This is a genomic window from Arthrobacter sp. YN (genome assembly GCF_002224285.1).
Lineage (GTDB): Bacteria > Actinomycetota > Actinomycetes > Actinomycetales > Micrococcaceae > Arthrobacter.
Map to the genome: position 1 here is coordinate 3262217 of NZ_CP022436.1, position 20808 is coordinate 3283024.

At 64.0% G+C, this 20808-nt stretch carries 20 protein-coding genes and 1 pseudogene; 5 read left to right on the plus strand and 16 right to left on the minus strand.

Translation table 11 applies throughout. The features are described 5' to 3' along the window. Positions 1 to 13: 13 nt before the first annotated feature. The 6 genes from rdgB to clpS form a co-directional block, all read right to left on the minus strand. Positions 14 to 676, minus strand: a complete 663-nt coding sequence (gene rdgB, locus CGK93_RS14955) for an RdgB/HAM1 family non-canonical purine NTP pyrophosphatase (protein ID WP_089595512.1) — start codon at positions 674 to 676, stop codon at positions 14 to 16. Then, positions 673 to 1431, minus strand: coding sequence for a ribonuclease PH (gene rph / locus CGK93_RS14960; protein WP_011775233.1), 759 nt, complete (start codon positions 1429 to 1431; stop codon positions 673 to 675). The genes rdgB and rph overlap by 4 nt, the downstream gene beginning before the upstream one ends. Before the next feature lie 48 nt (positions 1432 to 1479). Beyond that, complete coding sequence (locus CGK93_RS14965) at positions 1480 to 2277, minus strand: MBL fold metallo-hydrolase (RefSeq protein WP_089595513.1); 798 nt, start codon at positions 2275 to 2277, stop codon at positions 1480 to 1482. Continuing rightward, positions 2274 to 3305 (minus strand): glutamate racemase, encoded by a 1032-nt coding sequence (gene murI, locus CGK93_RS14970; protein WP_442856997.1) that lies wholly within the window; start codon positions 3303 to 3305, stop codon positions 2274 to 2276. Before murI ends, CGK93_RS14965 begins: the two co-directional genes overlap by 4 nt. Positions 3306 to 3408: 103 nt before the next feature. Beyond that, the gene (locus tag CGK93_RS14975; RefSeq protein ID WP_089595515.1) at positions 3409 to 3975 is read right to left on the minus strand and encodes a DUF2017 domain-containing protein; all 567 of its coding nucleotides are present in this window, start codon (positions 3973 to 3975) and stop codon (positions 3409 to 3411) included. Then, positions 3968 to 4330 carry an ATP-dependent Clp protease adapter ClpS gene (gene clpS / locus CGK93_RS14980; RefSeq protein ID WP_026540162.1) on the minus strand — a complete coding sequence of 121 codons (363 nt, stop codon included), beginning with the start codon at positions 4328 to 4330 and terminating at the stop codon, positions 3968 to 3970. The genes CGK93_RS14975 and clpS overlap by 8 nt, the downstream gene beginning before the upstream one ends. Before the next feature lie 76 nt (positions 4331 to 4406). On the opposite strand from clpS, the gene CGK93_RS14985 reads away from it, so the two are divergent. Next, entirely contained in the window at positions 4407 to 5696 is a 1290-nt protein-coding gene (locus tag CGK93_RS14985) for a nicotinate phosphoribosyltransferase (RefSeq protein WP_442857048.1), read from the plus strand. Beyond that, positions 5696 to 6322 carry an isochorismatase family protein gene (locus CGK93_RS14990; RefSeq protein ID WP_089595517.1) on the plus strand — a complete coding sequence of 209 codons (627 nt, stop codon included), beginning with the start codon at positions 5696 to 5698 and terminating at the stop codon, positions 6320 to 6322. The genes CGK93_RS14985 and CGK93_RS14990 overlap by 1 nt, the downstream gene beginning before the upstream one ends. An 82-nt stretch (positions 6323 to 6404) precedes the next feature. On the opposite strand, the gene CGK93_RS14995 is transcribed toward CGK93_RS14990, so the two are convergent. The 8 genes and pseudogenes from CGK93_RS14995 to CGK93_RS15030 form a co-directional block, all read right to left on the minus strand. Then, positions 6405 to 8180 (minus strand): DEAD/DEAH box helicase, encoded by a 1776-nt coding sequence (locus CGK93_RS14995; RefSeq protein WP_089595518.1) that lies wholly within the window; start codon positions 8178 to 8180, stop codon positions 6405 to 6407. 109 nt (positions 8181 to 8289) lie between these two features. Then, the gene (locus CGK93_RS15000; protein ID WP_089595519.1) at positions 8290 to 8628 is read right to left on the minus strand and encodes a DUF3039 domain-containing protein; all 339 of its coding nucleotides are present in this window, start codon (positions 8626 to 8628) and stop codon (positions 8290 to 8292) included. A gap of 8 nt (positions 8629 to 8636) precedes the next feature. Beyond that, the gene (gene nagB, locus CGK93_RS15005; protein ID WP_089595520.1) at positions 8637 to 9419 is read right to left on the minus strand and encodes a glucosamine-6-phosphate deaminase; all 783 of its coding nucleotides are present in this window, start codon (positions 9417 to 9419) and stop codon (positions 8637 to 8639) included. Between the two features lie 87 nt (positions 9420 to 9506). Continuing rightward, a pseudogene (locus CGK93_RS15010) lies at positions 9507 to 11077 on the minus strand (transporter). Beyond that, on the minus strand, positions 11059 to 11952 hold the full coding sequence (locus tag CGK93_RS15015; RefSeq protein WP_089595521.1) for an ABC transporter ATP-binding protein: 894 nt from the start codon (positions 11950 to 11952) through the stop codon (positions 11059 to 11061). The pseudogene CGK93_RS15010 and the gene CGK93_RS15015 overlap by 19 nt, the downstream one beginning before the upstream one ends. 41 nt (positions 11953 to 11993) lie before the next feature. Then, positions 11994 to 13094, minus strand: a complete 1101-nt coding sequence (locus CGK93_RS15020; protein ID WP_089595522.1) for an NADH:flavin oxidoreductase/NADH oxidase — start codon at positions 13092 to 13094, stop codon at positions 11994 to 11996. Beyond that, on the minus strand, positions 13094 to 14107 hold the full coding sequence (locus tag CGK93_RS15025; RefSeq protein WP_089595523.1) for a tetratricopeptide repeat protein: 1014 nt from the start codon (positions 14105 to 14107) through the stop codon (positions 13094 to 13096). The genes CGK93_RS15020 and CGK93_RS15025 overlap by 1 nt, the downstream gene beginning before the upstream one ends. A 37-nt stretch (positions 14108 to 14144) precedes the next feature. After that, on the minus strand, positions 14145 to 15902 hold the full coding sequence (locus tag CGK93_RS15030) for a hypothetical protein (protein ID WP_089595524.1): 1758 nt from the start codon (positions 15900 to 15902) through the stop codon (positions 14145 to 14147). A 202-nt stretch (positions 15903 to 16104) separates the two neighbouring features. Here CGK93_RS15030 and CGK93_RS15035 point away from each other — a divergent pair, with 202 nt between their 5' ends. Then, on the plus strand, positions 16105 to 17397 hold the full coding sequence (locus CGK93_RS15035; protein ID WP_089595525.1) for an AI-2E family transporter: 1293 nt from the start codon (positions 16105 to 16107) through the stop codon (positions 17395 to 17397). A 90-nt stretch (positions 17398 to 17487) separates the two neighbouring features. On the opposite strand, the gene CGK93_RS15040 is transcribed toward CGK93_RS15035, so the two are convergent. Continuing rightward, entirely contained in the window at positions 17488 to 18282 is a 795-nt protein-coding gene (locus tag CGK93_RS15040) for an alpha/beta hydrolase (RefSeq protein WP_089595526.1), read from the minus strand. Between the two features lie 18 nt (positions 18283 to 18300). Beyond that, on the minus strand, positions 18301 to 18645 hold the full coding sequence (locus CGK93_RS15045; RefSeq protein WP_089595527.1) for an ATP/GTP-binding protein: 345 nt from the start codon (positions 18643 to 18645) through the stop codon (positions 18301 to 18303). A gap of 57 nt (positions 18646 to 18702) precedes the next feature. Between CGK93_RS15045 and nucS the strand changes: the two genes are divergently transcribed. Both nucS and nagA read left to right on the plus strand, forming a co-directional pair. Then, positions 18703 to 19398: an endonuclease NucS gene (nucS, locus tag CGK93_RS15050; RefSeq protein WP_026540148.1), complete on the plus strand. Its 696-nt coding sequence runs from the start codon at positions 18703 to 18705 to the stop codon at positions 19396 to 19398. 44 nt (positions 19399 to 19442) lie between these two features. Further along, a complete protein-coding gene (nagA, locus tag CGK93_RS15055) occupies positions 19443 to 20696 on the plus strand; it encodes an N-acetylglucosamine-6-phosphate deacetylase (RefSeq protein WP_089595528.1) in 1254 nt (417 codons plus the stop codon). Positions 20697 to 20808: the final 112 nt, after the last annotated feature.

Genomic DNA, 20808 nt, shown 5'->3' on the forward strand with positions numbered 1-20808 from the left:
CGTCAGGAAAACACTAGTTCGAGCCGGACCCGGACAACGCCTCCACGATTGCGGGAAGCAAAGCACGGAATGCCTGTCCGCGGTGGCTGATGGCGTTCTTCTCCCCAGAGCTCAGCTCGGCACAGCTGCGGTCCATCCCGGCCGGCTGCAGTACGGGGTCGTAACCGAAGCCACCTTCGCCGCGGGGTTCACGCAGGAGCGTGCCCTCCAGCTGGCCATACTCCACGGTCTCCCGGGCGATGCCATCGGGTCCCGGCACAGCCAAAGCGGCAGCACAGACGAAGGCTGCTCCCCTGAACGAATCAGGAACATCGGAGAGCTGGGCCAGGAGCAGGTTCAGGTTGGCGGCATCGTCCCCGTGGGTTCCGGACCATCGAGCCGAGAAGATACCGGGAGCGCCGCCCAGGACATCAACAGCCAACCCGGAATCATCGGCAATGGCTGGCAGGCCTGTCGCCTCAGCCACGGCCCGGGCCTTGAGGAGTGAGTTCTCGGCAAACGTGACACCGGTTTCCGCAACATCCGGGGCACCTGCCGCAGCGGCGTCCACCACCTGGGTATCGACGTCGAGCCCTGGAACCTGGCCCCGCAGCAGTTCGCGGAGTTCCTTCAGCTTGCCCTTGTTGTGGGTAGCCAGGACAAGCCGGGGCTCCGCCGTAGGCACCGTGCCGCTCACGGGGCCTCAGCCAGGGTTTCACGCTGGATGGCGGACAGTTGCGTAGTGCCCAGCAAAGCGAGGTCAAGCAGTGCGTTGAGCTCGTCGCGATCGAAGGGAGCACCTTCAGCCGTACCCTGGACTTCAACAAACTTCCCTGATCCTGTCACCACCACATTCATGTCCGTTTCCGCACGAACGTCTTCCACGTACGGAAGGTCAAGCATGGGTACGCCGTCGATGATGCCCACGGACACGGCTGCGATAGTGTCCACCAGCGGCTCGGCGTTGCGGGCGATGAGCTTGTTCTCGCGGGCGAAGCGGATGGCTTCTGCGAGGGCCACGTAGGCGCCGGTGATCGCAGCGGTGCGGGTGCCGCCGTCGGCCTGCAGGACGTCGCAGTCCAGGACGATCGTGTTCTCGCCGAGCGCCTTGGTATCAATGATGGAGCGCAGGGAACGGCCGATCAGGCGTGAAATCTCATGGGTGCGTCCGCCGATCTTGCCCTTGACGGACTCACGGTCCGAGCGGGTGTTCGTGGCACGGGGAAGCATGGCGTACTCTGCGGTGACCCAGCCGCGGCCTTCGCCCTTGAGCCAACGCGGCACGCCCTCGGTCAGCGAAGCTGTGCACAGGACCCGCGTGTTGCCGAACTCGATCAGTGCCGAACCTTCGGCCTGCTTGGACCAGCCGCGGGTGATGCTGATGGGACGCAGTTGGTCAGGTGTCCGGCCATCGGCGCGGATGACGGGTGTGGCTGTAGCTTCAGAAGTCATGGTTCAAGCTTAGCCAAGCCCGGGGCGCCTCCCGACTCCGCTCACGTGCTAGATCGTGTAGTGGACTCCAGCGACGGCGACGGCCACGTCACCGGCAAACACAGGTTTTGCTTCGGACAGCACTTTCGTTGGGGACGTCCACACGGGAATGTGAGTGAGAAGCAGTCTCTTGGCGGCCGCGTTGGTTGCTGCCTCGCCTGCGCGCTTACCGGTGAGGTGGACGTCCTTGATGTCGTCGTCCCGGCCTTCCTCGAACGCTGCTTCACACAGGAACAGATCCGAGCCTTTGGCCGCATCTTCAAGCCCCTGGCACGAGTCGGTGTCACCGGAGTACGTCAGGATTTTGGTCACGGGGACGCCGTCCTTGCCAGGTTCGGTGGCCGTCACGCGCAGCGCGTACGCCTCTTCCACCGGGTGGTTGACGGCATACGGTGTCACGGTGAAAGGACCCACAGTGACGGGCCGTCGCTCGGCCCAGTGGGTGAAGTCGAATTCCTCGTGCATGCCGGGATCCAGGTCCAGGCCATACGCCGTGGCCATCCGGTCCGCCGTAGCAGAAGGCCCCCACACCGGCAACCGGTCCCGTCCCCATCCGCCGGGCTTCCACCGGACAGCCACGTGGAGTCCGCAGAGGTCCATGCAGTGGTCCGGGTGAAGGTGCGTGAGGAAGATCGCGTCGATGTCTTCGAGATCGGTATACCTCTGGATCGCTCCCAGTGCTCCACTGCCGAGGTCCATGACGATCTTCCACTCGCGTTCGCCGTCGTGCGCCGTCACCAAATAGCACGACGCCGGAGAGCCGGGACCGGGGAAGGAACCGGTGCAGCCCACGATGGTCAGCTTCACAGTCCACGCCCCAGGGTTGTGCCTGCACTGCCGTTAAGGCCGCGGTCCGGCTGTACGAAATACGAGCGACGGGACAAACCGGTCCCAGACCGTGCGGCTTCCAGCATCTCGGGCGTGATGCGGGCCAGGCTGCCTGTGGGGTACTGCGCCGCTACATGGTCCACATGCTTCACGGAGAGCACTTCCGGCCCCAGGAAACGTCGGGCCAGTGTCTCGAATTGGGCGGCATCCCCGGTAGCGATGAACTCATGGCTCGGCGTGGTGGACTCCGTCCGCTGGATGCCATGGGTGGCCAAGGCGCGATAAACGTCCTTGGCGGTCTCCTCGGCGCTGGACACCAAGGTGACGTCCTCACCCATCACGAAGGAGATGACGCCGGTCAGCAGCGGGTAGTGTGTACATCCCAGAACCACGGTGTCCACGCCGGCGTGCTTGAGCGGTTCCAAGTATTCGTTGGCTGCGGCAAGCAGGTCAGGGCCGGTGGTGATTCCGGCCTCCACGAAGTTCACGAACGCCGGGCATGCCACGGAAGTGATGGTGAGGTCCGGCGCTGCAGCAAAAGTGTCCTCGTAGGCACGCGATCCTACGGTGGCCGAGGTTCCGATGACACCGATCCGGCCTGAACGCGTAGCCGAGACAGCCCGCCGCACTGCAGGCTGGATCACCTCGATGACCGGGATGCCATAGCGGGCCGTATAACGTTCCCTCGCGTCCCGGAGCACAGCCGCCGACGCCGAATTGCAGGCGATGGTCAGCAACTTCACACCAGAGTCCACCAATTCATCCATGACGCCCAAGGCGTTGGCACGCACCTCGGCGATGGGCAGTGGACCATAGGGGCCATTGGCCGTGTCACCGACGTAGAGGATCGACTCATTGGGGAGCTGATCGATGATGGACCGCGCTACGGTCAACCCACCCACTCCGGAGTCGAAAATGCCGATCGGGCGCGTCCCGACGAGTTCGCCCGTGCTGATGGAGGCGTCACTGCCCAGGGCGCCGTCTGGTGAACCCGATGCTGAAGTCATAATTATTCGAGAATAAGGCTTCCCTTGGTGTGCGGCCATTACCTGTGGCCTCCGCCTCGTGTCTGATGTGTCACAAGGCGGGAGAACGGCCCGGCCGTCCGGATCAGGATTTCGCCTGCCTTGCGGCCATCATGGCCTGCACCAGGGACTCCTGCAGCCACGTCGTGAAGTTGTAGACCAAGGCCAGGTAGCTTTCTACGTCCTCGGCTTGGCTCCAGTCCTGCATGCTGTGGATGTGTTCCGCGTCCGCTTCATCCCGAATGTCCAGGCGTTCGGCCAGGACCAGGCGGACATCGTTCAGCGCCATGGACCATCGGGTGGCGTCTTCCGGGGTCAGGACCAGCTCGTCTTTATCCAGTCCCATGGCCGCAGCCCTGAGGGCGCCGATCTTGTTTTCCCGCACAGAGCGTTCGGTGAGCTGCCGGAACTCCAGCGAGCCGCCGTCGTCGTCCTTCATGACGTTGGGCAGAAGCCGCAGCAGGGCGCGGTCGCTGGGCTGCTTGACGTCCATGTCCAACCCGATAAGTGCTGCCAACGGGTCCTCGTTCTGGCGTACGTCCTGCTCCAGCATGGAAATGACGTCGTCCAACAATCCGCGCAGGAGGTCGCGCTCGGCGGGTTCGAGGAATCCGGTGATGCCCTTGAGTCCGTACTTGAATGCCTTAGCCACGCTGGCGGCCGCCCTTTCCGGGTGTTTCGTTGCCGCTCGCAGCCTTCTCCACAGTGGCCCACAGGCCAAAACCGTGCATGGCCACCGCGTGCTGCTCCACTTGTTCCTTGCTGCCGTGGGCCACGATGGACCGGCCCTTTTTGTGGACCTCCATCATGAGCTTGTGGGCTTTGGACTCGGAATAGCCGAAGTAACTCTGGAAAACAAAGCTCACGTAGCTCATCAGGTTCACGGGATCATTCCAGATCACAAGGTTCCACGGGATATCAGGGGCTGTCAGGACATCGGTGGCGGACTGCTCTGCAGCTTTGGTCCGCTCATCGATGTCCGTGCCATACGCAACGCTAGGGCTCATCTGTCCATTCTATGGCGGCTCGCACTAGAGTGAATTCGTGAGTAGAGCCACGTCCTGGGACCATCCCGCAACTTCCTTGTACACAGACCACTACGAACTGACGATGCTTCAGGCCGCTTTGCATTCCGGCGCCGCGCATCGCCGTTCGGTCTTCGAAGCCTTCGCCCGGCGGCTGCCGGACGGGCGGCGCTATGGCGTGGTGGGCGGCACCGGCCGCCTGCTGGAGGGGATCGCCGACTTCCGCTTCGGCGACACCGAGCTCGCATTCCTTGAGCAGAACAAGGTGGTCAACCAGGAAACCCTGGACTATCTGGCCGACTACAAGTTCAGCGGCGACATCTGGGGCTACGCCGAAGGCGACGCCTATTTCCCCAACTCCCCCATCCTGATCGTGGAATCCACCTTCGCAGAAGCCTGCATCCTGGAGACCTACATCCTGTCCGTCCTCAACCACGACAGCGCCATTGCATCCGCCGCTTCACGCATGACCTCGGCCGCGGGCACCCGCCCGTGCATCGAGATGGGCTCCCGGCGGACCCAGGAGGAATCGGCGACGGCGGCCGCCCGCGCCGCTGTGATAGCCGGCTTCGCCAGCACCTCCAACCTGGAGGCCGGACGACGCTACGGCATCAAGACCGTGGGCACCGCGGCGCACTCCTTCACCCTCCTGCACGACACCGAGCGGGAGGCCTTCCAAGCGCAGATCGCGGCTTTCGGACCCGGGACCTCATTGTTGGTGGACACCTACGACGTCGAGGCAGCGGTCCGCACTGCGGTGGAACTCGCCGGCGACAAACTCGGCGCCGTGCGCCTGGACTCGGGTGACCTGATTGCACAGGCCCAGTGGGTACGGCAGTTGCTCGATGACCTCGGCAACGTCAACACCAGGATTGTGGTGACCTCGGACCTCGACGAGTTCGCCATCGCCGCACTGCAGTCCGCCCCAGTGGACTCCTACGGCGTCGGCACCTCGTTGGTGACAGGCTCCGGCGCCCCGACTGCCAGCATGGTCTACAAGCTGGTCAGCCGCACCAACGATTCCGGTGATTTCATCTCCGTGGCCAAAGCCGCCAAGAACAAAACCAGCGTGGGCGGACGTAAATACGCCCTCCGCAAGCTCAATGAGCGAGGCCGCGCCACCCAGGAGGTCGTGGGCATCGGACACCGTCCCGAAGACGACGGCAACGACCGCGTGCTGCTTCACCAATTCGTCAAGAACGGCGAGGTATTGCCGGGCTGGACCGGCCCGGAAGGCGTCATTCGGGCCAAGGAACAGCACGCGGCCACCATGGCCGAACTGCCCGCCGTCGTCAACCGCCTCCAGCGCGGCGAGGCCGCCATCCCCACCGTTTACGAGGAGAACTGATGTCCCGCGCCCTGATCATCGTCGATGTCCAGAACGACTTCTGCGAGGGCGGCACGCTGGCCGTCGAAGGTGGTGCCGCCGTCGCCGGAGCCATCACCGAATACGTGGACGCCAACCAGCAGCACTTCGACCACATCGTGGCCACCCAGGATTGGCACATTGAACCGGGCGACCACTTCTCCGATGACCCCGACATGGTGGAGTCCTGGCCTCCGCACTGCCGTGCCCGGACCAAAGGTGCGGAGCTTCACGAAGACCTGGACCCCGAGTACATCCAGGCCTATTTCCGCAAAGGGCAATACACGGCGGCCTACTCCGGCTTTGAAGGTGTCCTCGCCCCCGAAGACGACGTTCCTACCGGAGACCTGAAGGCCGGGGCGGCCGTTGCCGAAGTCCTCGACGAGGATGCCATTGGCCTCGATGACTGGCTGCAAAGCCACGACGTCGAAGACGTGGTGGTGGTGGGCCTCGCCACCGACTACTGCGTCAAGTCAACGGCGCTCGATGCTGTGCAGGCCGGCTACAACACCACCGTCATCGCCGGGCTTACCGCCGGAATAGCCGATGACCTCACCGATGCGCTGGACGAAATGGAAGCAGCCGGCGTCGACGTCGAACGCGACTGAAACTACCTCAAAGCGTTACAGCAGAAAGCCAGGGGGCGCCGCAACCGCGGCGCCCCCTGGCTTTCTGCAGATGATAGTCCGGCTATTTCCTGCCGATGAACCAATCCTGGAGCTTGCGCAGGCGGGCCTGCAACTGCTCCTCATTGGCCTGCGCCACCGCCGGGCCACCACACACCTCACGAAGTTTGGTGTGCACTACTCCGTGCGGGGTGCCGGTACGGGCAGCCCACGCAGCGACGTTCTTGGCCAACTCGTTCCGGAGATCCATGAGCATCCGGTGGTCAGGCACAGCGGGTGCAGCCGCAGCCGCCAGCGGTGACTGGCGTTTCTTGCGCGACTGCTGATCGTGCTGGCGTTGACGCAGCAGCGTTCCCACTTGCTCGGCGTCGAGGAGCCCGGGAATGCCCAGGAAGTCCAGTTCATCATCGGAACCGATATCCGCTCCCGTGCCGAACTCGCCGCCATCAAAGAGGACGCGGTCAAACGACGCCTGGGAGTCCAGTGCTTCGAACTTGCCCTTGGTGAGCTCGTCCGACGCTTTGTCCTCGCGGTTGGCCTCGGCCATGAGGTTCTCTTCTGGATTGAAGAGACCGTCCTCGTCCTTCTCCGGGCGGTCCAAAGCGTGGTCACGCTCTGCCTCCATGGTGTTGGCGAGGATCATCAGCGGCGGCACGGACGGCAGGAAGACCGACGCCGTCTCGCCCCTCTTGCGGGCACGCACGAAACGTCCCACGGCCTGCGCGAAAAACAACGGCGTGGAGGTGGAGGTGGCATAGACGCCGACAGAAAGGCGGGGGACGTCAACGCCTTCGGACACCATGCGGACCGCAACCATCCAGCGCTGTTCTCCCGCGGAGAATTCCTCGATCTTGCTCGAAGCCTTGGAGTCGTCCGAAAGAATCACTGTGGGCGACTGGCCCGTGATCTTCTTGAGCTGGCCCGCGTAAGCCCGGGCGTCGTCGTGGTCCGTGGCAATGACCAGGCCACCGGCGTCCGGCACCGTCCGTCTGACCTCGCTGAGGCGCTTGTCCGCAGCTGCGAGGACGGCAGGGATCCACTCGCCGGTAGGGTTCAACGCCGTGCGCCACGCCTGGGAGGTGATGTCCTTGGTAACAGCAGCTTCACCCAGCGAGGCCGCCATTTCGTCACCTGCGCTGGTACGCCACCGCATCTGGCCCGAATAAGCCATGAAGAGCACGGGGCGGACCACGTGGTCCCGCAGCGCGTTGCCGTAACCGTAGGTGTAGTCGGCCTTGGAACGCCGGATGCCGTCCCGGTCCTCAGCGTATTCAACAAACGGAATGGGCGAGGTATCCGAGCGGAACGGGGTACCTGTCAGTGACAGGCGCCGTGCGGCCGGATCAAATGCCTCACGGAGGCCATCGCCCCAGGAGAGCGCTTCACCGCCGTGGTGGATTTCGTCCAGGATGACCAAGGTGCGCGCCGCTTCAGTCTTGGCGCGGTGCAACATGGGCTTGCTCGCCACCTGCGCGTACGTCACCGCGACACCCACAAAACCACGGCCATGCTGGCCGTCGGAATTCTTGAAGTTGGGATCGATCGCAATGCCCACCTTGGCTGCGGCATCAGCCCACTGCCGCTTCAGGTGGTCGGTCGGAGCAACGATGGTGATCCGGTTGACCACGCCACTGTCCAGCAGTGTGGTGGCAATGCGCAGCGCGAAGGTGGTCTTACCGGCGCCGGGCGTCGCCACGGCCAGGAAGTCCTTCGGGTTGCGCGTCATGTAGAGGTCAAGGGCCTCCTGCTGCCAGGCACGGAGCTTGGGCGCAGTTCCCCAGGCGGCCCGTTCCGGGTACGCCGGAGGCAGGGATGGGCCACCGAAAAGTGTTTCTGTCATGCCGACTCCCCCGGCCTGATGGCAAGGACCATTACCTCCAGCCCGGCGGGAACGCCGGGCTGGAGGAAACGGCAACGATCAGAACGGACCTGTGTTCGCTTCCCACCCACTACTTGGAGTTGCCCGGGCCGCCGTTTTTTCCACCGTCGTTGCCGGGGCGGAGACCCTCATAGATCTCCTTGCACTCCGGGCAGACCGGGAACTTCTGGGGGTCGCGTCCCGGCGTCCAGACCTTGCCGCACAAGGCAATGACCGGCTCGCCGGTCAACGCCGACTCCATGATCTTTTCCTTGCGGACGTAGTGGGAAAAACGCTCGCGGTCGCCGGGTTCCACTTCCTGGCGCGTTTCCTCGCGCTCAATGGTGGCAGTGGACGTTCCGGCTCCGGAAAGCTCGCGCATGGGGTCGTTTTCGAATGGATCCGGAGGAAGCGTAGTCATGCCAAACATCCTACCGTCTAGATGCCCTGCCACTCCGGCTTGTTGTCGTACGTGTGCCGATAGTAATCAGCCAATTTCAGCGATGACGCGGCTGCCTCATCCACCAGAATTGTTGCGTGGGGGTGCATCTGGAGGATGGATGCGGCACAAATTGCGGCCACGGGTCCTTCCACGAAATCACGCACCGCCTGCGCCTTTTGGGCACCCGTTGCGACCAGCACCACATGCCGGGCATCCATAATGGTCCCCAGCCCCTGCGTCACGACGTGGTGGGGAACATCATCGATGCTGTCGAAGAAGCGGGCGTTGTCCTTCCGGGTCTGCTCAATCAGTGTTTTGATCCGCGTCCGGGACGCCAGGGATGACCCCGGCTCGTTGAAACCGATGTGCCCGTCGGTGCCGACGCCCAGGATCTGGAGGTCCACGCCACCGACGGCCTTGATGGCATCCTCGTAGTCCTGGCAGGCTGCCTCCAGATCCTTGGCGGCGCCGTCCGGGCCGTGCACATTCTCCGGCTTGATGTTCACCCTGTTGGTGAATTCGCGCCGGATCACCTCGCGATAGGACTCGGGGTGTCCGGCCTCGAGGCCAACATACTCGTCCAACGCGAAACCGTGCGCCTGGCTGAAGTCCAGCCCTCCGGCATCGTAGCGGCGTGCGAGTTCGTCATAGACAGGCAGCGGCGAGGACCCCGTAGCCAGGCCCAGCACAGCATTCGGCTTACGGCGGACCAATGCTTCAATGGCATCGGCTGCAAGCGCACCGATCTGCTTGGTGCCAGGGAGAATGACAACTTCCATCGTCACGGCCTTTCTTGGTTAGGGTCTTCGAGCTATCTGACAGAGACGTTATCCCATGTCCCACCTACGGGCACGGTTGTTACGCGGCTAACGGTTCACACTGAGCTGGGCAAACATTTCCGGACCCCGCGCGTCCAACCATTTTCCACCGAGGCGGATGCCCACGATGAACAGGATGACACCCAGCACCGGACCCGCCACCAGATTGATCCAGCCAGCCTCCGGCCCACCGGTGAATGCCTGGACTGCCACCAGTGCAAGTTCCGGAACCAGCAGAAGGGCCAAGAGGCCCATCCCCACCGCTTGGACGGCCAAGGTTTGGGCAACGTTTCCCGGCGGCTTCTTGAACGGGCTGTCGCCCGGCAAGGGGACCGCGATGTTGTAGCGGGCCGAAATGACTGAAGAAAGCCCCAGGCCAGTGAAGAGAGTTCCGAGGGACAATCCCAGGAGGTTGGGCAGCCACTGCCAATCCCCGTCACGAAGACCGGCCCCACAGTGAAGAGCAGCACTATGGGCAGCGATATGGCCAGGCAGGCCAAGGCCCGCCCAAGCCTGTCGTCGACTCCCCTGACGCCAGCGGCGAGGTGGAGGGCAAAAGCAGTGTTGTCGTAAGACACATCAGCGCAGATGGACCATGCCATGACGAAAGCGGTCAGCGGACCCAGAATCATGAGCAAACCATAACTGCCGCTCTGCGCGCCGCCGAAGTAGAACAGCACGGGGAACATAGGAACAATCACCAAGGACGCCGCATACCTCGGATCCTTCAACCAGTAGATCAGTGCCCTGGCAGCAACCGCCCCCGACGGCGTCCCGGGGAGCAGGCCGAACAAGCCCAGCTTTCCGCCCTTCCTGGCAGTGCCTCCCGAGTATGCCGGCGTCACCAGCGCACGCTTCAGGAGCACATGCCAGCAGAGGAGGAGTACGGCGATGGTGGCCGCCGCGATCAGGAACTTCAGTCCAGCCGCAGCGGGATGACCCGAGTCGATGTCGCCACCAAGGGACCAGGCCGCACCCAGGGGCGTCCACGACACCGTTCGGGCGAGCACCGGAAGGTAGTCTGCGCTGCCGCGGACGCCGTCCACGAGTCCCACCATAATGGGGCCCAACAGGACCAAGGGGATGAAGACAATGATGCTGCTGACGTCCTTGAAACGCCTCGAAGCCGCCAGGCCGGCTGTCGCCGTCGTGACCACTTTGGACAACACGATGCACGTCAGGGCACCCAGGACGGCACCCAACAAGGCGCCGGTGACCGCCGGAACACTGCGCCACCAGGTTCCAACGGTTCCCAGTGCAGCAATCAAGGTAGCCAGGCCGGGAATGCCGATGAAGCCCGCGAGGGCAAGGCCCGTCAAGAGTTGCTTGGAAGGTATGGCGAAGGTGGTGAACCGCGCGGGGTCCAGGGTCATGTCAGCAGCCGAAGCAACGAGCGGGATGATGGCCCACCCAAGGATTGTGGCCGCTCCACCCAATACCACTACAGTGTGGGCGATCTCCGGATCAGCCAACCGCAGTGCTATGAGGCCTCCAACCAGGAGGACCAGCAATCCCAACGCATACAGGAGCCCCAGCGCCATGCCCACCAGCTGCCACGGACTGCGCTTGAACCCATTAAGGAGCAGGCGCCACTTGAGGCTTAGAAGGTGCGCAACCATTCCAGGCCCTCCGTCCGGTGTCCGCCGCCCACCAACTGGACGAAGCGTTCCTCCAACGTCGAGCCATCGCGGACTTCGTCCACGGAGCCCGCTGCCAGAACGCGTCCGCCAGCCACCACCGCAACGTGGCTGCACATGCGCTGCACGAGGTCCATCACATGGCTGGAAACAATGACCGTTCCTCCGGAGGCGACGTATCCCTCCAGGATGCCGCGGATGTTGGCAGCAGACACAGGGTCCACCGACTCAAACGGCTCATCAAGGACAAGGAGACGCGGTGCATGGATGAGGGCGGAGGCCAAGGCGATTTTCTTGGTCATGCCGGCGGAGTAATCCACCACCAGCGAACCGGCATCGGCCTCAAGGTCAAGGGCAGCCAGCAACTCAGGAACACGTGCACCAACAACGTCACGATCCATGCCGCGAAGGAGTCCGGAGTACGTCACCAGTTGCTCGCCCGTCAGCCTGTCAAAAAGGCGCACACCATCAGGCAGGACACCCATGAGCTTCTTGGCCTCCAACGGGCGGGCCCAAACGTCGACCCCATGGATCAAGGCTGTGCCAAAATCCGGCCTCAGCAGACCTGTAGCCATGGACAACGTGGTGGTCTTGCCTGCACCGTTGGGACCGACCATCCCGTAAAAGGATCCGGCAGGCACTTCCAGGCTGACGCCATCCACGGCGATCTTGTCACCGAAGCGCTTGGCCAGGCCACGGATGGACAAGGCAGCCCGAGGCGCTGACGCAGCCGGTGCCTCGGAGGCCTGGGTTGCGGGGGCCAGTCCGGGGACTTGTGGCGGTGCGGGGAATGGTGGAGTCGGGGCCGCCTGTGGCGGCGCGGACGTGGGCGTGGGTTCATGGCGTGGTTCCGTCATGTGACCAGCCTAGCCTCGCCGCACCGGAGCCGTAGCCGGTTCTAGAAGCCGTGGCGGGGGACGGCCCGCTGGTATTGCGGAACCCAGGAAATGTCATGGCCGAGTTCGTACGCAGCCCTCAGCCACCAATGGGGATCGCGCAGGGCGGCCCGCGCCATGAACACGGCATCCGCCCTGCCGTTGGCCACGATGTCCTCGGCCTGCGCAGCACTGGTGAGGAGCCCCACCGCACCAGTGGGGACACCGGCGTCGCGCCTTATCTGTTCGGCGAACCCGGCCTGGTAGCCGGGCACGGCCTTGATTTTCTGGTGCGCCACGGCGCCGCCGGAAGAGACATCCACGAGGTCGACGCCGCGACCGGCAGCAGCTCGTGCCAGGCGGACTGACGCCTCAGCGTCCACTCCCCCGTCAGCCCAATCGGTAGCGGAGATCCTCAACAGGAGCGGCATGGAGTCCGGGATGACGCCGCGGACCGCGTCCACCACAGTGAGCATGAGCTTGTTCCGCCCCTCCTCGTTTCCACCCCATCTGTCCGTCCGGGTGTTGATGAGCGGGCTTTGGAACTGGTGCAACAGATATCCGTGGGCGCCGTGGATCTCCACGGTGTCAAAACCCGCAGCAACGGCCCGTGAGGCCGCGGCGGCGAAGTCGTCCACCACGGCCAGGATGTCGTCCTCGCTCATGGCAGCCGGTGCGGCATAGCCGTCGAACGGCTGGGTGGAAGGTCCAACGGTGCCCCACCCGCCGTCAGACGACGGCACGGAACCTGACTGAGGAGCGAACGGCCAGTACGTCGAAGCCTTGCGCCCTGCGTGGGCCAGCTGCGCACCGATCCTGCAATCCACTGCGCCATGCCGGTGGACAAAATCGACAATGCGTTCCCAGCCCGCGGCCTGCTCATCGGAGTACAGTCCGGCGTCCAACGGACTGATCCTTCCCACAGCGTTAACCGCCGCGGCCTCGCTCATGATCAAAGCGGCGCCACCTGCGGCGAAAGACCCGAGGTGCATCAGATGCCAGTCGTTGGGGACGCCTTCTCCGGTCCCGGCATGACAGCTGTACTGGCACATGGGCGAGACCCATCCCCGGTGCGGGATGGTGAGTGAACGCAGCTGCAGCGGGGAGAACAGCGCGGACGACACTAGAAAAGAACCCTCGCGAGTCCTTGACGGGCCTTGGCTACCCTCTCATCCGAAGTTCCGACGACCTCGAAGAGCTCAAGGAGCCGTACGCGCGCGGTCTCGCGTTCCGGACCGAAGTTCCTGCCGATAAACGTGACGATGCGGCTGAAGGCGTCCTCGATGTGTCCGCCGGAAACGTCAAGGTCGGCGACGCCCAACTGGGCGTCAAGGTTGTCCGGTTCCCGGGCGGCAAGGTCGCGGAGGTTCTCTGCCTCCGGAGCGGAGAGGTTCTCCAACCGGGCCATGAGTTCAACCTGGGCCAGTCCGGCTTTGGCGTCAGCGTCGGCCGGCTGTTCCAGGAGTGCCTGCTTGTAGGATGCAGCTGCTCCGGCGTAGTCACCGGCCTCGATCGCGTCAATGGCGGCCTGGTGCAGGGGCGGGAGGGGCTCAGGCTCGGCCTCTTCACCTTGGGCTGCGGTGTCCCCGATGCTTCCGGTGACGCCGTTGGCGGCAGCTACCTTGAGGAGTTCCTCCACGAGGTCTTTGATCTGCGCGTCATCGGCAGGACCTTGGAAAAGAGGAACAGGCTGGCCCTTCACCACGGCTACCGCCGTGGGGACAGCCTGCACTTGGAAAGCCTGAGCCAATTGCGGGAAGGCGTCGACGTCGGCCGCGGCAAGAACCAGCCGGCCGGCGTAACCCGCCACCACGCGCTCGGCGGCGTCAAGGACTGCGGGCGATTCCGGTGCATAGCGCGACCAGAGAAGGAAGAGAACAGGAATCTGCGCAGACAGCTGCACCAAATCCTGGAAGTTTGTTTCGGTGGCATCCACCCTCAGGGGTGCCTTGCCGGCGCCACCACTGGTTTCATCACCGTTGGGGGTTCCGCCGTCGCGCGCAGCACCGTCCGCGGAAGCGGAGGCTGGCGGCGCGGGAGGTGCGGCCGGGCGGCGCAGTGACGAGAGGTCAACGGCGCCGCGAAGATTGAGCTGGCTGGCAGCGGCTGGAGTGGGTCGGTATCCGGGCGAACTCATACCATCCACTCTAGCCGCTGCCCTGCAGCTGAATTGCCTACTTGAAGCTTGCCCCTACCAAGCCACGGGTGGCTGCTACGAGCTTCATGGGATCTGCGGATCCTGCCGGCGGAATGTACACCGCCACGGACTCGGCGAAGTTCAGCACCATGCCGGTAGTAGTCTCCTTGCCCCCGGCAAAAACGGCGGAATCGTCTTCAAGCAGGAGTTTGTCTCCTGCCGCCTTGGGCGTGCCCTCGAAGGCGAAGTCCAGTCGTCCCACCACCAGCGCGCCTCCGTCGGCAGTGCGCAGCACTACGGTCTGGTTGGTCACGGGTGTGTGGGTGAACTTGAAGTTGGCGCTGGTCCCGTTCTTCACGGTATCTGCCTGGTAGGCAAGGGCACCGGCGATGTACGGGGACGCCTGGCCGTCAGCCAGCTTGCTCCGGTTCGGGGAGTCAGGCGTGGTCAGCATTTCAGCCAGAATGCCCAAGGCCTCGTTCCCGCTGTACGCCAAGCCGGTGTTGTCGGCGGCGGGCACGGGTTCGGTTCCTTCGCGGGGAACCGGGAACGACGGGAAGTTGGTGCCCGGCTGCAGCGGCGCACTGCCCCAGAGCTTGTAGTTTTCGCGCGGCGAGAGCTGAACCAGCGTCAGGACCTGGGGCACAACGTTGCCGTCGCCCTGGGTGAGGGCAAGGACCGTACGGGGCCATTCACGCTTGGTGCTGATCACACTGCTCTGGAGCTTCGTGGCCCGGACGGGCATACGGGCTTCGTAAGCCGATACAGCGGTGCGGACCTTGTAGTTCTGCGTACGGATCTGCAGTTCCATCTTGTCGACGCGGGGAGCCAGCTTGGCTGCATCCTTGGCAGCGTCAGCAGCATCAACCGTGCTGGCAACCTGTTCCAGGATCCGCTGCAACTGGGATTCCAGCAGCACGGGGGTGCCGCCTTCACCTTCGGCAGGAGCTGCGGCAGAAGAGGTGGGAGTCGCCTCAGGCGTCGTGGTTGCCTGGGCGGCGACAGCCGTGCCGCCTACCATGACCGCGGCCAAGGCAGCAGCAATGGCGGTAACCCGGAGCGCAGGGCCCTCGGTTTCCGGACCACGACGACGGCCGGCGTCACTTGACGTCGACTGGACGGGCAGCGTGGTGGTCTCGCCGCCATCATGCGGCTCGTCGTCCTGGCCGTCCTTGCGGCGGTTGGACAGGGCTTTGGCGATGAAGGGCAGGGCCGCTCCCACCAGGATGATGATGATGCCCAGGACGATCAGCGGCACGGCCCAAGGGGTGGTGGCGTTGTTCGGGAACGTCATGGAAATCGACGACGGCGCAGGCTGGGTTCCGTCTGCGGCTACCAGCAGGGACCACTCGCCATCAGCAGGGGGGTTCCAGGTGTAGTCCAGCTCTCCGCTGGCGTCTTCGGTGCTGACCCACAGATCGGATCCCGCCGGGGAGGGCGCCGTTGCTTCGCCATCCACCGAGGTTGCCTCCAGTGACTTCTGGTCTGCCGACACGCCGGTCAGTGTGGTGTGGGCGGTCTCACCCACCCAGGCTTCGACGTCGTCCGGCCGTGCGGTGGCGACCATGAAGTTGCCTTCGCCCTGGATCTTGATCTTCACTGGCCCCTCATGGAGGGCAATCAACTTTGGGTCGATCACCGTCAACGGGGCAGCTTTGGTATCGCTGGGAACCGAGGCGGTTACGGTCTCGGAGGGGGCCCAGAAAGTCAGCTGGCCAATGCCGGCCAGCATCGTCAGCAGGCCCAGCAGCACCAGCAAGGCTGCAGTCTTCAAACGCACAGGATCACCTATCATCAGCGGTCGTTGAACTTCAAGGGTAACCGTTTTGTTATCAGAGAGTCAGATCGGGGTGATCTCACCAACATCGGGAAAACCCCGCCATCGCGCCGCCCTCGCGGGATTCCGTGCTCCTGATAGTGTGGCGATGATCATGATAACCGGGCCTTTCAGCGCCTGAATCAGCCCTTTACCACTAATGAAAAGGCAGCAAAACCGCGTGAAAGACCACTTGGAGCCCCGTCCCACCGATGAGCCCGGGTCAAGTGCGGTGGATGCTTCCTCGGACGGCACCGCCGCAACGGTTCCGGTCCGCACCGGACGACTCGCCGCCCTCGGGCGCAGGTTGAGGCAGCCAATTCCCGGAGCCCGCACCCGCGTACGTTTCGAAATGCCCCCGGAAGACGAAACCGACGAAGGCCCCGGAGGCCTTCGGCCCGAAGACGACCACGGCTTCGGCGCCCCGGGGCCGCGAATGTCATCCCAGCACCCTCTCTATGTGGGCTTCATGGGGACCGCCGGCGTCGGAATTGCCCTGGCAGTGTTCTATATCGCCAGCAACACCACCCAGCTCATCCTGTGGATCGTCGCCGCACTCTTCATCGCCTTGGGCCTGGATCCCGTAGTCCGCTGGCTGGAATCCCGCAGGGTCCCCCGGCCTGCAGGCATCCTGATCTCCGTTTCAGCCCTCGTCCTGGCGGTGGCAGGGTTCTTCGCAACCCTGATTCCCACCATCGTGGAACAGGTATCGGAAATCGTTCGCCAGGCCCCCGAATGGATCCGCGGGTTCCTCGACTCGGACTTCTTCCGCAACGCCGACAGCCAATTCGGCGTCCGTGACCGGATCACTACTGAGCTGGATAAGTTCGTCAAGGATCCCGAGGCCATGGGCGGGATCTTCGGCGGCGTTGTCGGCTTTGGGTCCACGGTCGCCAATGGCTTGTTCGGCTCGCTGATCGTGCTGGTCCTGAGCCTCTACTTCCTGGCGGCCCTGCCGTCCATGAAGAAGTGGGCCTACCGCCTCGCTCCCCGGTCCCGCCGTCCCCGTGTTGAGGCTCTCTCGGAGGCCATCACCGATTCCGTGGGCAACTACGTGATCGGCCAGGCCTGCGTTGCTCTCCTGAATGCGATCTTCGCTTTCATTGTGATGACCATCCTGGGCATCCCCTTCAGCGTCCTGCTTGCCTTTGTGGTGGCCCTGCTTGCCTTCATTCCGCTGGTGGGCGGCATGATCGCCGCCGTCGTGGTCATCCTGGTGGCCCTCACCGCCGGATGGCAGACCGCCGTTGTCTACGCGATCGCCTACTTCGCCTACCTGCAGTTCGAGGCGTACTTCATCTCGCCACGCATCATGCAACGTGCCGTGGCCGTTCCCGGAGCCGTGGCTGTGATCTCGGTGATCGCCGGTGGCAGCCTGCTCGGCGTCCTGGGTGCGCTGATCGCCATTCCCACCGCGGCCGCCATCATGCTGCTGATCAAGGAAGTCTTCATCATCCGCCAAGACCGGCACTGACCTCATCCCCTGCCGGGTTTTTGTACAGATAGTGCCCCTTAACCGCGAGGTTAAGGGGCACTATCTGTACAAAAACTCTTGGCGACCGGACTACCCGTTCGCTACCGGCCCCGCCCACTCGCGCGACAGGCCGTCGACGCCGGCACCTGCGGGAGTGACGTCGTCGACGATTTCATTCAGGACGCGCGCAGCGTATTTCTCGCCCACCCACAGGTGCTTGGCGCCGTCGACGCCGACCAGCCGGGCCTGCGGCACCAGGCTGAACCGCTGGGCTGCTTCGGCAGGCTGCAGGTAGTCGTCGTGCTCCGGCACCAGCACCGTGAGCGGCTTGCCGGAGGCGGCCCACTCCTTGAGGTGGACATCCGCGGCGCGGTGCAAAGGCGGGGACAGCAGCACTGCACCTTCGATCTCTTGGGCTACCGGCTCCACAGCGCCGTACATCAAGGCAAGTTCGGTGCCAAAAGACCAACCGACGAGCCAGCGGTTCGGCAAACCCCGCTCGACCGCAAAGCGCACTGCCGCCTCTACGTCGTAGCGCTCCCCGACACCTTCTTCGAAGTGGCCATCGCTGGTACCGCGCGGCGACTGGGTGCCGCGCGTGTTGAACCTGAGCACAGCCACACCGGCCAGCGCCGGCAGCCTGTAGGAGGCCTTCCGGTAGACGTGGGAGTCCATGAAGCCGCCGTGCGTGGGCAGCGGGTGGAGGGTGATCAGCGTCGCGGTAACCTCCCCTGATTCCGGCAACGCCAGCTCGCCCAGCAATACCTTGCCGTCCTCAGTGGTGAACTCCACATTCTCGCGTCGGGCGGGAAGGACCGTGGAGGCGCGGATCTCCGAGGGGGCAGCCTGCGGGGTAAACACGAACGAGGCGGGGTCGAAAGTCATGCTTCCAAGCCTAGCGAATCAGCGGTAGCGGTAGGTCCTGCCCGTCCAGCAGTTGGTATGCCAGTGCCTGCGTTCGGCCAACCCTGCGGCCTGCCCAAACAGGTGGCTGTCGGACCACACCACCAGATGCGCGATGCCGGGGACGATGGCGGTGGAGCAGCCGGGGCAGATGTACTGCTTTTCCGCTTTTTTTGCTGTCATTGTCCGGACCATCCAGTCACCATCCGGAGCGCTTTCCCGCCGGGCAATTCCGCCCCGCGCCCTTTCCAGGTCAAGCTCAGGTGCCGGCTCGGCCCATTTGCCACCGGCGTTGCCGGAGCGTGTGCTGGACGCGTTGCGACGAGGGCGGTTGGAGCGGGGCATGCTTCCATTCTGCCCCAGCCACCCTGTTGTGGATGGTGAGACGGTAATGTGGGGCGGGTGCGACTCGTCATAGCCCGTTGTTCTGTTGATTATGTTGGCCGCCTCAAGGCCCACCTCCCCCTCGCCACCCGGCTGCTGCTGGTCAAGGCCGATGGCTCCGTACTGGTGCACTCGGACGGCGGTTCCTACAAGCCGCTGAACTGGATGAGCCCTCCGGCCACACTCCGGGTGACCACGCCGGAGGAGACGGACGTGGAGGAAGGCGTGGTGGAACAGTGGACTGTCCAGTCCGCCAAGACCGATGACCGCCTGATCATCAACATCTACGAGCAACTGCACGACACCTCGCACGAGCTCGGTACCGACCCCGGCCTGATCAAGGATGGGGTGGAAGCGGATCTTCAGCGACTCCTTGCGGAGCAGATCGAGACCCTCGGAACCGGCTACTCCCTCATCCGCCGCGAGTACTTCACGGCAATCGGTCCGGTAGACATCCTGGCCCGGGACGCAAACGGCGCCACAGTGGCCGTTGAACTCAAGCGGCGCGGCGACATTGACGGCGTCGAACAGCTCACGCGGTACCTTGAGCTGCTCAACCGCGATCCCTTGCTGGCACCCGTGCGCGGCATCTTCGCCGCACAGCAAATCAAGCCCCAGGCAAAGGTCCTGGCCAACGATCGCGGGATCGCCTGCGTGACGCTTGATTATGACGCCATGCGCGGCGTGGATGACAGCGAGTCCCGGCTCTTCTAGCTCTTCCCCAGGCACATGTGCCGCAGGCCACTAGAATCGACATCATGACTGCCGCAGATCGTTTGCCCACTTCTTCCGCGCCAAGCCACCAGATCATCAAAGGCACGATTGTCAGTGACGGCGAGGTGGTGGAGGACGGCCTGGTTGCCATCGAAGGTGACAGAATCGCCTATGCCGGAGCTGCGGGTGGCTTTGATCCGGAATCCTTTGAAGGTTTCCAGAGCGCCGTCCGTTTGGGAGTACCCAGCGGCAGCTACCTGATTCCCGGACTGGTGGATGTTCACTGCCACGGTGGCAACGGCGGCGACTTCCCTGGCGGAGAAGAGGCATCGGCGCGCAAAGCCGTCGACTTCCTGCACCGTTCGGGAACAACAACGTTCCTTGCCAGCATGGTGACCGCTCCCCCGGAGGACCTCCTCCGTGGCATCCAGCTGTATGTAAAGCTCGCGGACGAAGGCCTCGTAGCCGGAATCCACCTCGAAGGCCCGTTCCTTTCCCATGCCCGCTGCGGAGCCCAGAACCCGGACTACTTGCTGGAACCGGACCTGGACCTCATGGAGGAGCTCGTCGGCGCCGCCGCCGGCAAGCTGGCCACCATGACCTACGCCCCTGAGCTTCCGGGCGCTGCCGCGCTGGTGGACCTGATGACCTCCCACGGCGTCACTCCTTCGCTGGGCCACACGGATTGCGACGACGCCACGGCGGCAGCGTCGCTGGCCGCCGCCCGCGAAGGGCTGGAATCAGCAGGGTTCGACGGCGTCAGCTCACTTCCCACCGTGACGCACCTTTTCAATGGGATGCCTCCCCTGCACCACCGCGCTCCGGGTCCCGTTGCTGCCTGCCTGCGGATGGCGCAGGAAGGAAAGGCCGTGGTGGAGCTCATCGCCGACGGCACACATCTGGATCCCAGCACGGTAGCCACGGTCTTCCAACTGGTAGGAGCTGCCAATATTGTCCTGGTGACGGACTCCATGGCCGCCGCCGGCCTTTCGGACGGCAGCTACATGCTGGGCCCCTCCCCTGTGACCGTCAGCGATGGTGTCGCCACGCTGGATGCCACGGGGTCAATCGCAGGTGGTACCGCCACCCTCCTTGAGGTCGTCCGCAAAACCGTAGCGTCCGGCGTCGAACTTCCCGACGCCATTTGTTCCGCTACTGCAGTGCCAGCAGCTGTCCTTGGGCTTTCCGACGAAATAGGCGGACTGCGTCGTGGCCTGCGGGCGGACGTCGTTGTTACTAACCACGATCTTGAACTCACCGGCGTCATGCGCAACGGCTTGTGGCTGTCGCAGCGCTAATTGAATGCGTTGCGTTACCTTCTTTTTACCGAAAATTTTCCAGAATTGCCCAAAAGACCGTTGACCTCCGGCAGGGCACATGAAAGTGTTGTAGCAGTCTTTGTGTAGGTGG